This is a genomic window from uncultured Faecalibacterium sp. (genome assembly GCF_900066275.1).
Lineage (GTDB): Bacteria > Bacillota > Clostridia > Oscillospirales > Ruminococcaceae > Faecalibacterium > Faecalibacterium taiwanense.
The window spans coordinates 1-11,955 of the sequence record NZ_FMFG01000053.1 but is presented as its reverse complement, the minus strand read 5'-3'; the positions used below and the strand labels follow the sequence as shown (position 1 = coordinate 11,955).

The window sequence follows — 11,955 nt, the reverse complement described above, 5'->3', positions numbered from 1 at the left end:
GGCGCGGACCGCGCCGCTGTAGATAGCCCCATGGCAGCCGATTACAGTCTGAATACCATGGCGCTGGAAAGCGGCGCAGACAACGGCACCGCTGTTTATTCGGAGGACGACGCGGCAGCAGCGGCCCACAGCACCGACCACGCAAAGATCATCTACACTGCGAACCTGAGCCTGGAAAGCAAGGACTACGACGCAGCCCGCGCTGCGCTGGATGCTGCCCTTGCTGAAGCGGGCGGCTATCTGGAATCCAGCAGTGAATACTCGGATGCCGGTGACAGCCGCAGTGTCAGCCTGACCTACCGGGTGCCGCAGCAGAACTACGAGAACTTTCTTGCCGCCGTGGCCGAAGCAGGCAACGTGACCTACAAAAACCAGCAGGCCGACGACGTGACCGCCCAGTACATGGACGTGGAGACCCGGCTTGAGAATCTCAAGAACCAGCGAACCCGCCTGCAGCAGCTGCAGCAGCAGGCCGACAACCTCTCCGACCTGCTTGAGATCGAGTCCAGCCTGACGGATGTGCAGAGCCAGATCGAGAGCTGGCAGAGCCAGATGGACTGGTACAACGATCAGGTGGAAGAGTGCACCGTGTACGTGAGCCTGAGCGAGGTGAGCACCTACTCGCCGCCCAGCGAGGGCTTCGGCAGCCGCTTTGTCAGCGCCCTTTCCGCTGGCTGGCAGAACTTTGTGGGTGGCCTGCAGCAGGTCATCGTTGCCCTTGCCGGTGCATGGCCGGTGGTGGTGATCGCAGCCGCCGCCTGCGCAGGGTTCGTGGTTTGGAAAAAGAAGAAAAAATAAATCAAAAAAATACTTGACATCCGCCCGCCCTTGTGGTATTATACTTGAGCAGTCAGCGAGAACCGCTGAGAGCACAAAGTAAATATCGCGGGGTGGAGCAGTCTGGTAGCTCGTCGGGCTCATAACCCGAAGGTCGTTGGTTCAAATCCGGCCCCCGCAACCACCAAGCGTTCTGAGATCTCTCGGAACGCTTTTTTATTGTCTGTATCCGATACGAAAAAGGGGCTGCTGCACATCGTTTTAGCCGAAAGTGCAGCAGCCCCTCTTACTGTATCAAAAATTTACACCCACTCGCCGCTGAAATGGTAGCTGCCCACAAGGCCCGCCAGATTGAAGGTCTTGCTGGGGGCTGCGCTCGTTCAATGATGACGGCAAAATCGTACTGCGCAGAGGTGCTTCTTCTATATTTACCATTTACAATGCCCTACATCACCCACGGCTTCCTGCGGGCGGACAGCCGCAACAGCATGGGCTTCATTCTGCTGTACGGCAAAAAGAACGTCTCCCGCTACGGCTTCCGTCACTCGGTGCTGGAGGCCACACGCCGCCCGGTGTGCCATGTCATCCTGCAGCGCTGCGCGGGCAGGGATATGCTGGACGATGCCGCTGCCGAGGCCCAGCTGGCCGAGGCGGATGAACTGTTGACGGCTGTGCTTTTTGTTCCGATGGGTGGAAAGTTCTTCCGCTTTCTTGTGATCGTGAAGGTTTTTGCCAGATTTTGTTTACGCACCCGGAAAAAGATGGTATGATAAACTAGGTATAATCAGGTGATATGGTAGCTGGAACGTCCTGCTGCGTGAGCGCCCTCAGTGGAGAAAATCGATGAAAAAATATCTCAAAGCGGTCGTGTCCGGGCTGTGCGCCGCGAGACCGTGGAGCAGCGCATCGCCGAGGGTCAAAGCGCTGCGGACGCAGAAGCCGAGTTCCTGACCGACGATCACTTTGAGGCATGGTATCAGGATATCTGCAGTCAGCTCAAACAGTACGAGGGCTGAGCCGACGGAACACGCTGAGGAAAAGAGGTGATGGCGATGCTGCGCAGACAGAAGGATACGGATGCCGCCCGGCGCAAAAAAACAGGCAGGCCTATCTTCCGCACCATTTTTAACGCCATGATGCTGGTGACGCTGGTGGAGGTGGTGCTGCTGGCAGTCAGCATTGCCATTACCAATGTGGACGGCAGGCTGAACCAGAACGCCAAGGACATGCTCAACATGCAGGTGCGCAACCGCGTCAGCTACGTGCAGGACCTGATGCAGGATGCACAGAATCTGACCGATCTGTCGGAGCACATCAACAATACCGTTCTTGCCATGCAGGAAGAAGGCCAGCTCGATCTGGCCGAACTGAACACGAGCCGTGAGAAGAGCGACGCACTGCTCACGGCCATTGCGCCGGAGTTGGTGAACACCCTGCGAGCAAAACCGGTCAGTGGCATCTTTGTGGTACTGAACACCGTGAATCTGCACAACCTTGATGTGGGCTGCGGCCTGCCCGGCATCTACCTGCGGGATCTGGACCCGGATGCCCGCCCTTCGGAGGACAACGCCGATCTGATGATCGAGCGCGGCAGCTCGGCGGTGGTCAAAAAGCTGGGCATCACCACCGATAAAAGCTGGCAGCCCACCTTGCGCTACTACGGCCTGAAGGGCAACGGCTTTTCCAAGACTCCCTTCCAGACCGCGTGGGAGGACGGCGCAAGGCTGAACGCCGAGGATTACGGCCGCTGGACCACCAGTGCCTATAAGATAGGCAACGACAGCCGCACCGCCATTGCCTACTCCCAGCCGCTGATCCTGCCGGACGGCACGATCTACGGTGTGGTGGGTGTGGAGCTGCTTACCAGCTACCTGCAGACAAAGCTGCCTTACAGTGAACTGCAGGACGGCAATACCGGCACCTACTTCTTAGTCTCCACCACTGCTGATGAGGAAGATACCTCCTTTATCGTCAGCAAGGCGGTCACTTCCAGCGAGGATATGATCACTTCGGAAGCACCGGCCGGCATGATGAACTGCGAACTCCGGGCGGACGAGTGCTGGCTGACGCTACGGAATAAAGACTATTATGCCGTGGCCCTGCCCATTACTCTGTACAGCCGCAACGCGCCATTTTCCAATGAGCGCTGGCTGCTGATCGGCACCGTGAACAGCAAGGTGCTGTTTGCCTTTGCAGACAATGTGCGCAACGTGATCGCCATTGCCATTGTGTTTACGCTGGTGCTGGGCGCGCTGGGCAGTCTGGTCATTGCCCGCAATCTGGCCCATCCGGTGGAGCTGCTGTATCACGAAGTGGTGGACGGGCAGGAGAAAAAGCAGTTCCCGCAGCTGTCCCATACCAACATCCGGGAGCTGGACCGTCTGGCCGATGCACTGACCAGCTTGAACAGCGAGCTGCTGAACAACTCCACAAAGTTTTTGCGCATCATGGACATGGCCAGTGTGGAGCTGGGCGGCTATGAGCTGAGGTTCGACACTGGCAGTGTGTATGTTACCGATAACTTTTTTGCGTTGCTGGGTGCCTCCCAGCCCAAGGATCACTTCCTGAGTGTGCGCCGCTTTGAGGAAAAGCTGAGCAACATCCAGCTTTCCCATCCCTGTACCACCACGGCAGAGGGAGACAAGATACTCACCATCCGCAGGGAGGGCGAGACCCGCTACATCATGCTACGCGTCACCAACGACCAGACCACGCAGGTGGGTCTGGCCGAGGACGTTACCGCCACCACGCTGGAGCGCATGCGTATTGAGCACGAACGCGATTACGATATCCTGACCGGCCTGTATAACCGTCAGGCCTTCCACCGCGTGAGCGAAGAGCTGTTCCGCGATCCGCACCAGCTGGGCGTTGCAGCTCTGCTGATGATGGATCTGGACAACCTCAAGCACATCAACGATACCTACGGCCACGACTGGGGCGACCAGTACATCCACCGCACTGGCCGCTGCCTTGCGGAGAACACACCCAACGGCACTGTGGTGTCCCGCCTTTCCGGCGATGAGTTCGTGCTGCTGTTCTACGGCTATTCCAGTCAGGATCAGATCCGTGAGAAGATCCGCACCCTGAGCAGCGCCATGCAGAAGAGCGTTGCCATCCTGCCCAGCGGCAATGAGCTGCGTATCAGCATTTCCGGCGGTGTGGCGTGGTACCCGGCCAACGGCACCGATATGGACATCCTGAAAAAGTATGCCGACTTTGCCCTCTATCAGGTCAAGCGCACCAACAAGGGACATCTGGAAGAGTTCAGCATGGAAATCTACCAGCAGGAAGCACAGGCCGCACAGCTGAGACGCGACTTCCAGCAGCTGCTTACCGAGGAGCGGGTGTACTATGTGTTCCAGCCCGTCTTCTCGGCCCGCACCGGCAAGGCGATGGCATACGAAGCCCTGATGCGCTCCGATATGGAAGCGCTGCGCTCGCCCGCTACCATCATGAAGCTGGCGCGGGAGCAGGGCGCACTGTGCGAGATCGAGCGGCTGACCTTCTTCAAATCGCTGGAGAACTTCGACCACCTGCGCAGCGAGGGCCTTGTGCGCAGGGACACGATGCTGTTCATCAACTCCATTGCAAGCATCTGCCTGCCCAGAGAGGACAGCGAGTATATGGATAGCCGCTGGCATGAACTGCGCCGTCAGATGGTCATTGAGATCACCGAGGAAGAGGAGATTAACCACGAAGCACTGGAGGTCAAGCGCCATGCGCCGGGCTTCTCCGGCATGTTCGCGCTGGACGATTACGGCAGCGGCTTTGCCAACGAGAACAGCCTGCTGGAGCTTTCGCCCCGGTTCATCAAGGTGGATATCGCCATCATCCGCGGCATCGATACCGACCCGGACAAGCAGCAGATCGTGCAGAACATCGTGGCCTATGCCTACCCGCGCAACATGCAGATCATTGCCGAGGGCGTGGAGACCGCCGCCGAGCTGCGCAAGGTCATCGAGCTGGGCGCGGATGCGCTGCAGGGCTACTTCCTTGCAAAACCTGCCGCCGTACCGGCCAAAATGGCACCTGCCGCCCGCAAGGTCATTGCCGAGTACAGCTCTGCATCCGACAACGGCTGAATACGAACATAAAAAGTCCCGCAGAAATGCGGGGCTTTTTGCATCTGCCACTGGCGTATTGCAGTTTGCTGCGGTATACTGGAACCGGGCAAACAACAGCACAGGAGGTGCTTTTTTATTATGGTACAGGTAGACCTTATCACCGGCTTTCTGGGCGCAGGCAAAACCACCTTTCTGCGTCGGTATGTCCGGTATCTGGTGGCACAGGGCCACAATGTCTGCATTCTGGAAAACGACTTCGGCGCAGTGAACGTGGATGCCATGCTGGTGCAGGACCTTCTTGGCCCGAACTGCGACCTTGAGACCATCAGCGGCGGATGCGACTGCGACACCCACCAGCGCCGGATGCGCACCAAGCTCATTGCCATGGCCATGCGCGGGTTCGACCGGGTGGTGGTGGAACCCAGCGGCATCTTTGATGTGGACGAGTTTTTTGATGTGCTGCGGGACGACCCGCTGGACCGCTGGTGTCACATCGGCAATGTGATCGCCATAGTGGATGCCATGCTGCCGGAAACGCTTTCGCCGCAGGCTGAGTACGTGCTGGCGTCCGAGACGGCCAACGCGGGCCGGGTGCTGGTCAGCCGTACCCAGCTGGCCGGGCAACAGCAGACCGCTGCCGCCGTGGCCCACCTGACCCGTGCGCTGGAGGGCTGCAAGTGCTCCCGCCGCTTTGCGCCGGAAGAGATCATCACCAAGGACTGGGCACGGCTTACCGATGCCGACCTTGCCGCCATTGCGGCCTGCGGCTGCAGGCAGGCCAGCTGCGAAAAGCTGCATTTTGACGAGCACGAAGCCTTCAGCTCTCTGTGCTTTCTGGAGCAGCACCTGACGCTGCAGCAGCTGCAGGCCGCTGCCGACCACCTGTTTGCGGATGCCGCCTGCGGCCATGTGCTGCGGGTGAAGGGCTTTGCACCGGACCCGCAGGGCACCACCGGCTGGCTGGAGCTGAACGCCACCGCTGCCGGCAGAACACTGGAACCCATCCCGCAGGGGCAGGATGTGCTCATCGTCATTGGCGAAGGACTAGACAGGGCAAGAATCGAAACGCAGCTTCACCGCTGAGCTTTCAACGAACGTTGTAAAACTGGTGCAAAAAAGGAGAACAGAATCATGAAAAAGAACCCGCAGATGCCCTCGGCGCGGCGCATCCTCGGCATGGTGGTCGGTATTGTGATCATCGGGCTGGGCATTGCACTGTTCAAGCAGTCTCACCTTGGCAACGACTCCATCAGCGCACTGAATATGCGTCTGGCCGAGATGCTGGGCATCTCGCTGGGCGTGCAGAACCTGTGCACGAACATCCTGTTCTTTGCACTGCAGTTCTGGTTCGGGCGCAAGTACATCGGCCTGGGCACCTTTGTCAACGGCATTGGCGTCGGGTTCATTGTCACGGCCTTCTACGACCCCATTGCAGCCCACTTTGGCCCGGCCGAGGCGCTGGGCCTGCCGGTGCAGCTGCTGTGGGTGGCGCTGGCGGTGCCGGTCACGGCGCTGGGGGCTTCGCTGTACCAGACGGCAGATCTGGGCATCGCCCCGTACGATTACCTCTCGCTGGGCCTGCGGGACTACACCCCGGTGCCGTACTTCGGCTGCCGCGTGTTCACCGATGCACTGTGTGCGCTGCTGTGCTGGCTGCTGGGCGGCCTTGTGGGCATCGGTACGCTGATCTGTGCCTTCTGCCTGGGGCCCTTCATCCAGTTCTTCAACGGGCTGGTGTCGGAGCGGGTGCTGCACTACAAGCCGGGCGGCCAGTAAGATCGGGAAATCAAAAAGGCGTGCACCTCCTTTGCGGAAGTGCACGCCTTTTGCTGTGCAGAAATCAGAACTTGAACAGCGGGGTGCCGGCCAGCACATCGCCCTCGGCCAGCATCTTCAGCTCGCCCATGTCATCGCCGTTGGTCACGATGATGGCGGTAGCGGTGGGATGGCCTGCGGCGCGGATGGCGTCCAGATCCACCTTCAGCAGCGGGGTGCCGGCCTTGACCTTATCGCCCACCTTGACCAGTGCCTTGAAGCCCTTGCCCTGCATCTCCACAGTGTCCATGCCAACATGGATCAGGATCTCGATGCCGTCCTCGCTGGTCAGGCCCACGGCGTGCAGGGTGGAAGCCACCTGTTCCACGGTGCCGTCAAACGGAGCATACACGGTCTTGCCGGTGGGCTCGATGCCGCAGCCGGGGCCAAGGATGCCCTGTGCAAAGGTCTCGTCGGGGATGTCGGCCTGTGCCAGCACCTTGCCGCGGATGGGGGTCAGAACGGTCTTGCTCTGACCGAAGAATTTGACAGTCTCTTCCTGCTCGGTCTTGCCGCCGAACAGCTTATCAAAAAAGCCCATGTTAAAATACCTTCTTTCCGATCATTTCATAGAGCCAGCTGGCCGGAACGCTGTCCTGCAAGGCCCACCGTCTCCAACCCATTGGTCTACCCAAAAGATACCACATTGTGAAAGGAATTGCAATTGGTATCCCGCATAAAACCGGCAGAAAATCTTCGGCAGGGTCACATCAGGTCGATCAGCTGCTCGATCTCCTCCATGCGGGTGGCCCAGCTGGTGGCAATGCGCATCACGGTGTGGGTGTCGTCGTACTTCTCCCAGAAGCCGAACTTTGCCAGTGGCTCCAGCGCTTCCAGCTGGCTGTTTTCCAGAATGGGGAACACCTGATTGGTGGGCGACTCCATATAGAAGCGGTAGCCCTTGGCAGCAAGGCCCTCCTTCAGACGGTCTGCGGTTTCGATGGCGTTCCGGCTGATGCGGGTGTACAGATCGTCGGTGAACAGCACATCGAACTGCAGGCCCATCAGACGGCCCTTGGCAAGCAGCGCGCCCTGTTGCTTGACCATAGTCATAAAGTGGGCCGGTGCGCCGTGGGGGAACACCACGGCCTCGCCGCACAGCGCGCCCACCTTGGTGCCGCCGATGTAGAACACATCGGTCAGGCGGGCGATATCCTGCAGGGTAACATCGGTGCCCTTGGCCATCAGACCGTAGCCCAGGCGTGCGCCGTCCATGAACAGGGGCATGTGGTACTCCTGACACACAGCGTGCAGCTCTTCCAGCTCAGCCTTGGTGTACAGGGTGCCGTACTCGGACGGGTGAGAGATATATACCATGCCGGGGAACACCATGTGGTCGTGGTTGGCATCGGCATAGAAGGTGGCGCACCAGTCGCGCACATCGGCGGCGCTCACCTTGCCCTCGTGGGCGGGCAGGGCAATGACCTTGTGGCCGGTATACTCAATGGCACCGGCTTCGTGTGCAGCCACATGGCCGGTGGCAGCAGCCATCACGCCCTGCCAGCGCTGCAGCATGGACGCAATGACGATGGCGTTGGTCTGGGTGCCGCCGGAGATGAAGGTCACGTCTGCATCCGGGCAGCCGCAGGCAGCGCAGATCTTTGCTTTGGCGCTGGCGCAGTAGGGGTCGGTGCCATAGCCGGGCACCTTTTCAAAGTTGGTCTCGGCCAGCTTTTGCAGGATGGCAGGGTGTGCACCCTCACAGTAGTCGTTCTCGAAATACAGCATATCGTTACTCCTGATCCAGTGAGATAAAGTGTTGATAGGGCTATTCTACTACGGGGGAGAGGGAGTGTCAAATCGCGTCCCTCTTTACGGCAAAGGATTTTTACTGTATCTTTAGTTTTTCTATGGTATAATGCGGGAAACGGAATATATTATTTGGGAAGGGGAATGTGCATGAAAAAACAGACGCTTGTGCGGGATGCCACCGTAATGCTGCTGGCTCTGTTCGCCGCCTATGCCATGGTGATGCTTACACAGGCCGTTATGGGTCGCATTGAGGGCGTAGCAATGCTTATCTTTATGCTGGCGGTATTCGTCACCTCTATGTATACAGAAGGTTATGCGTGGGGTGTGGCGGCTTCGCTCATCAGCGTGCTGGCTGTGAACTTTGCCTTCCTCTCACCGTATTTCGCCTTCAACTTTACCCTGTCGGAAAACCTGTTCTCCGGCCTTGTGATGCTGGTGGTGTCCATCATGACCAGCACCCTCACCACCCGCATCAAAAAGCAGGAACAGCTGCGTATGGAGAGTGAAAAGGAAAAAATGCGTGCAAACCTTCTGCGCGCGGTTTCTCACGATCTGCGCACCCCGCTCACCTCCATCTACGGTGCCTGCTCCACTGTGATTGAAAATTATGACTCGCTGGATAAGGAAAAGACCATTAAACTGCTTGGCGAAGCCTGCAGTGATGCCCAGTGGCTGACCCGCATGGTGGAGAATCTGCTTTCCGTCACCCGCATCGACAGCGAGAAGGTGACGGTGCAAAAGACCCCCACTGTGCTGGACGAACTGCTGGATACGGTGCTGGTCAAGTTCCGCAAGCGCTACCCGGAGATCCCGGTGGAGCTGGAAACGCCGGATGCCTTTATCGTGATCCCCATGGATTCCATGCTCATCCAGCAGGTGCTGATGAACCTGCTGGAAAATGCCGCTCTGCACGCCGAGGGCATGACAAAACTGACCTTGAAGGTGTTCACGGTGGGCAATCGTGCGGTGTTCGAGGTGACGGACGATGGCTGCGGCATCCCCAGAGAACGGCTGAAAACGCTGTTCTCCGGCACCGACCCGGATGTACCGGCAGACAGCCGCAAGCACGGCATGGGCATCGGCCTTTCGGTGTGTGCGGCCATCATCAAGGCGCACGGCGGCGAGATCAAGGCCGAGAGCCGTCTGGGTGAGGGAACGACCATCCGCTTCTGGCTGGAGACCGAAGAAATTGAAATGGAGGATGCAGAAGATGAGCAATAACAAATTCAAGGTCCTGATCGTAGAGGATGAGGCAAATATCTGCAGCTTTATCGAAACGCTGCTCACCACCAACGATTATCAGGCTCTGGTGGCTCATACCTGTACCATGGGCCTGACTCTGTTCGCCTCCCACAACCCGGATCTGGTCATTCTGGATCTGGGCCTGCCGGACCGGGACGGGCTGGAATTCATCCGCACCGTGCGGCAGAAGTATATGACCCCCATCGTGGTGCTCTCGGCCCGCACCGACGAGATGGATAAGATCGAAGCGCTGGATCTGGGTGCCAATGATTACATCACCAAGCCCTTCAGCACCGGCGAACTTCTGGCCCGCGTGCGCGCTGCCCTGCGGCTGAACCGCTACAGTGCCATGCACGGCGGCAATGCCCCGGCGGGTGAGTTCCGCGCACAGGGAATGCGCATCAACTATGACCGCCGTAAGGTGTTCGTGGACGAGCAGGAGATCAAGCTGACCCAGACCGAATACAACATCGTAGCGTTCCTTTCCCAGCACGCGGGCCGCGTGATGACCTATGCGGCCATCGTCAAGGCCATCTGGGGCGATACCGATATCGGCAGCACCAAAAAGCTGCAGGTGAACATGGCCAATATCCGCAAAAAGCTGGGCAGCCGTCCGGGCAGCAATGCCTATATCCTCAATGAGCTGGGCGTGGGCTACCGCATGATCGACGAGGATGCCCGCAGCGGGGAGATCAACGAATGATACTTGCACTGATCCTGTTTGCTGTTACCTATGTATTGATGCTGCGGCTGCAGCGGTACCGCCCGTGGGTGGCACTGTGCAGTGCGGTGCTCTTTATTGTGCTGGGCGAGGCAGGGGTCTACGAGTTTTCACTCCGCGCCGCGCTGCAGGCCGTGGATTATAATGTGCTGCTCATGATGGCGGGCACCATGGGTACGGTGGCACTGTTCATCGAGAGCAAAATGCCTGCCCGCCTGGCGGAAATGCTTATCGTCTGTGTGCCGGATGTCAAGTGGGCGGTGTGTATGCTGGCGCTGTTCGCCGGTGTCATCAGTGCTTTTGTGGACAATGTGGCCACGGTGCTCATGGTGGCACCGGTGGGCCTTGCCATTGCCCGCAAGCTGAAGATCTCGCCGGTGCCGGTGCTCATTGCCATTGCGGTGTCCTCCAACCTGCAGGGCGCGGCCACGCTGGTGGGCGACACCACCAGCATCCTGCTGGGCAGCTTTGCCGACATGAATTTCTTCGATTTCTTCTGGATGCGGGGCCGTCCGGGCATCTTCTGGGGCGTAGAGCTGGGCGCACTTGCTTCGCTGGCAGTGCTGCTGTGGCTGTTCCGCCGCGAGACCCAGCCTATCGCCGCCAAGGTGGAGACTGAGGTGGAGGATGATGTGCCCACTGCCCTGATGCTGCTGACGGTGGGGCTGCTCATTGCGGCATCCTTCCTGCCGGAGCCTGCAGCCGGGCCGCTGCACACGGTGTACGAGCTGCGCAGCGGCCTTGTGTGCATGGGGCTGTGCCTGTTTGGCGTGGCGCGCGCCTGCCTGCGGGCAGGGTCGGCAAAGCCGCTGGCGCATGTGCTGGGCGAGCTGGACTGCGACACCCTGCTGCTGTTGTTTGGCTTGTTCATCGTGATCGCGGGCATCCACGCGGCGGGTGTTATCGACGCAGCAGCCCGGATGTTCCATGCCGTGGCAGGGGAAAGCCCTTTCCGACTGTTCACCCTGCTGGTGGTGGTGTCGGTGGTGCTTTCGGCCTTCATCGATAACATCCCTTACGTGGCCGCCATGCTGCCGGTGGTGCAGAGCATCGCCGCCCTGATGAACGATGGCGTGGGCGTGGAACCCTATGTGTTTTACTTCGGCCTGCTCACCGGTGCAACGTTGGGCGGCAACCTGACCCCCATCGGTGCTTCGGCCAATATCGCGGCCATTGGCATTCTGCGCAAAAACGGCGAGACCGTCACCACCCGCGACTTCCTGCGCATCGGCGTGCCCTTTACGCTGGCCGCCGTGCTGGCAGGTTATGCGTACCTGTGGCTGGTGTGGGGCAAAGTCTGATCTTCTGAAGAAAAAACAAAGAAACTCCGACCCTCTGCACCGCCGGAAAATCGGCCTGCAGAGGGCTTTTTTCGCGAAAGTATGACGTTTTGCAGTGGGGAAAAAGTTTTTTTGAAAAAATGCTTGACAATTCTGCCATATCTGGTATAATAACTATCGTTCCGAGCGTCACAGCTCACGAATACAACAAAATATGCGGATATGGCGGAATTGGCAGACGCGTTAGATTCAGGTTCTAATCGGGGCAACTCGGTGGAGGTTCAAGTCCTCTTATCCGCACCAA

Annotated in this window: 11 protein-coding genes and 2 tRNA genes; 11 read left to right on the top strand and 2 right to left on the bottom strand. The window is 58.9% G+C overall.

The annotated features are described in order from the left end of the window. The 7 genes from QZL71_RS12265 to QZL71_RS12235 all read left to right on the top strand — a co-directional run. Positions 1–798 (top strand): DUF4349 domain-containing protein (locus QZL71_RS12265; protein WP_294648974.1); only part of this gene is annotated, 798 nt, incomplete at its 5' end. Positions 799–884: 86 nt separating this feature from the next. Next, a tRNA-Met gene (locus QZL71_RS12260) sits at positions 885–961 on the top strand. 199 nt (positions 962–1,160) lie between these two features. Beyond that, positions 1,161–1,547, top strand: coding sequence for a hypothetical protein (locus QZL71_RS12255; RefSeq protein WP_294648972.1), 387 nt, complete (start codon positions 1,161–1,163; stop codon positions 1,545–1,547). A gap of 60 nt (positions 1,548–1,607) precedes the next feature. Next, positions 1,608–1,793 carry a hypothetical protein gene (locus QZL71_RS12250; RefSeq protein ID WP_294648970.1) on the top strand — a complete coding sequence of 62 codons (186 nt, stop codon included), beginning with the start codon at positions 1,608–1,610 and terminating at the stop codon, positions 1,791–1,793. 36 nt (positions 1,794–1,829) lie between these two features. Beyond that, a complete protein-coding gene (locus tag QZL71_RS12245) occupies positions 1,830–4,859 on the top strand; it encodes an EAL domain-containing protein (protein ID WP_294648968.1) in 3,030 nt (1,009 codons plus the stop codon). Between the two features lie 120 nt (positions 4,860–4,979). Then, entirely contained in the window at positions 4,980–5,924 is a 945-nt protein-coding gene (locus tag QZL71_RS12240) for a GTP-binding protein (RefSeq protein WP_294648966.1), read from the top strand. Positions 5,925–5,972: 48 nt separating this feature from the next. Continuing rightward, positions 5,973–6,617 (top strand): YczE/YyaS/YitT family protein, encoded by a 645-nt coding sequence (locus QZL71_RS12235; RefSeq protein ID WP_097777278.1) that lies wholly within the window; start codon positions 5,973–5,975, stop codon positions 6,615–6,617. A 64-nt stretch (positions 6,618–6,681) separates the two neighbouring features. On the opposite strand, the gene QZL71_RS12230 is transcribed toward QZL71_RS12235, so the two are convergent. Both QZL71_RS12230 and QZL71_RS12225 read right to left on the bottom strand, forming a co-directional pair. Continuing rightward, positions 6,682–7,197, bottom strand: coding sequence for a PTS sugar transporter subunit IIA (locus QZL71_RS12230; protein WP_005944949.1), 516 nt, complete (start codon positions 7,195–7,197; stop codon positions 6,682–6,684). Between the two features lie 164 nt (positions 7,198–7,361). Continuing rightward, positions 7,362–8,384, bottom strand: coding sequence for a threonine aldolase family protein (locus QZL71_RS12225; RefSeq protein WP_005944946.1), 1,023 nt, complete (start codon positions 8,382–8,384; stop codon positions 7,362–7,364). Positions 8,385–8,555: 171 nt separating this feature from the next. Between QZL71_RS12225 and QZL71_RS12220 the strand changes: the two genes are divergently transcribed. The 4 genes from QZL71_RS12220 to QZL71_RS12205 all read left to right on the top strand — a co-directional run bounded on the left by QZL71_RS12220 (position 8,556) and on the right by QZL71_RS12205 (position 11,954). After that, positions 8,556–9,629 carry a sensor histidine kinase gene (locus QZL71_RS12220; protein WP_097775006.1) on the top strand — a complete coding sequence of 358 codons (1,074 nt, stop codon included), beginning with the start codon at positions 8,556–8,558 and terminating at the stop codon, positions 9,627–9,629. Next, entirely contained in the window at positions 9,619–10,353 is a 735-nt protein-coding gene (locus QZL71_RS12215; RefSeq protein WP_044954127.1) for a response regulator transcription factor, read from the top strand. Before QZL71_RS12220 ends, QZL71_RS12215 begins: the two co-directional genes overlap by 11 nt. Continuing rightward, positions 10,350–11,672: an SLC13 family permease gene (locus tag QZL71_RS12210; RefSeq protein WP_294648965.1), complete on the top strand. Its 1,323-nt coding sequence runs from the start codon at positions 10,350–10,352 to the stop codon at positions 11,670–11,672. Before QZL71_RS12215 ends, QZL71_RS12210 begins: the two co-directional genes overlap by 4 nt. A 195-nt stretch (positions 11,673–11,867) precedes the next feature. Then, positions 11,868–11,954 (top strand) — tRNA-Leu (locus tag QZL71_RS12205). The last annotated feature ends 1 nt before the right edge of the window (position 11,955 follow it).

What these genes read in the sequence shown, in the direction of transcription:
- QZL71_RS12230 (WP_005944949.1), bottom strand. Translation starts at nt 7,197, where the DNA reads ATGGGCTTTTTTGATAAGCTGTTCGGCGGCAAGACCGAGCAGGAAGAG.
- QZL71_RS12240 (WP_294648966.1), top strand. Translation starts at nt 4,980, where the DNA reads ATGGTACAGGTAGACCTTATCACCGGCTTTCTGGGCGCAGGCAAAACC.
- QZL71_RS12210 (WP_294648965.1), top strand. Translation starts at nt 10,350, where the DNA reads ATGATACTTGCACTGATCCTGTTTGCTGTTACCTATGTATTGATGCTG.
- QZL71_RS12245 (WP_294648968.1), top strand. Translation starts at nt 1,830, where the DNA reads ATGCTGCGCAGACAGAAGGATACGGATGCCGCCCGGCGCAAAAAAACA.
- QZL71_RS12255 (WP_294648972.1), top strand. Translation starts at nt 1,161, where the DNA reads ATGATGACGGCAAAATCGTACTGCGCAGAGGTGCTTCTTCTATATTTA.
- QZL71_RS12220 (WP_097775006.1), top strand. Translation starts at nt 8,556, where the DNA reads ATGAAAAAACAGACGCTTGTGCGGGATGCCACCGTAATGCTGCTGGCT.
- QZL71_RS12225 (WP_005944946.1), bottom strand. Translation starts at nt 8,384, where the DNA reads ATGCTGTATTTCGAGAACGACTACTGTGAGGGTGCACACCCTGCCATC.
- QZL71_RS12235 (WP_097777278.1), top strand. Translation starts at nt 5,973, where the DNA reads ATGAAAAAGAACCCGCAGATGCCCTCGGCGCGGCGCATCCTCGGCATG.
- QZL71_RS12215 (WP_044954127.1), top strand. Translation starts at nt 9,619, where the DNA reads ATGAGCAATAACAAATTCAAGGTCCTGATCGTAGAGGATGAGGCAAAT.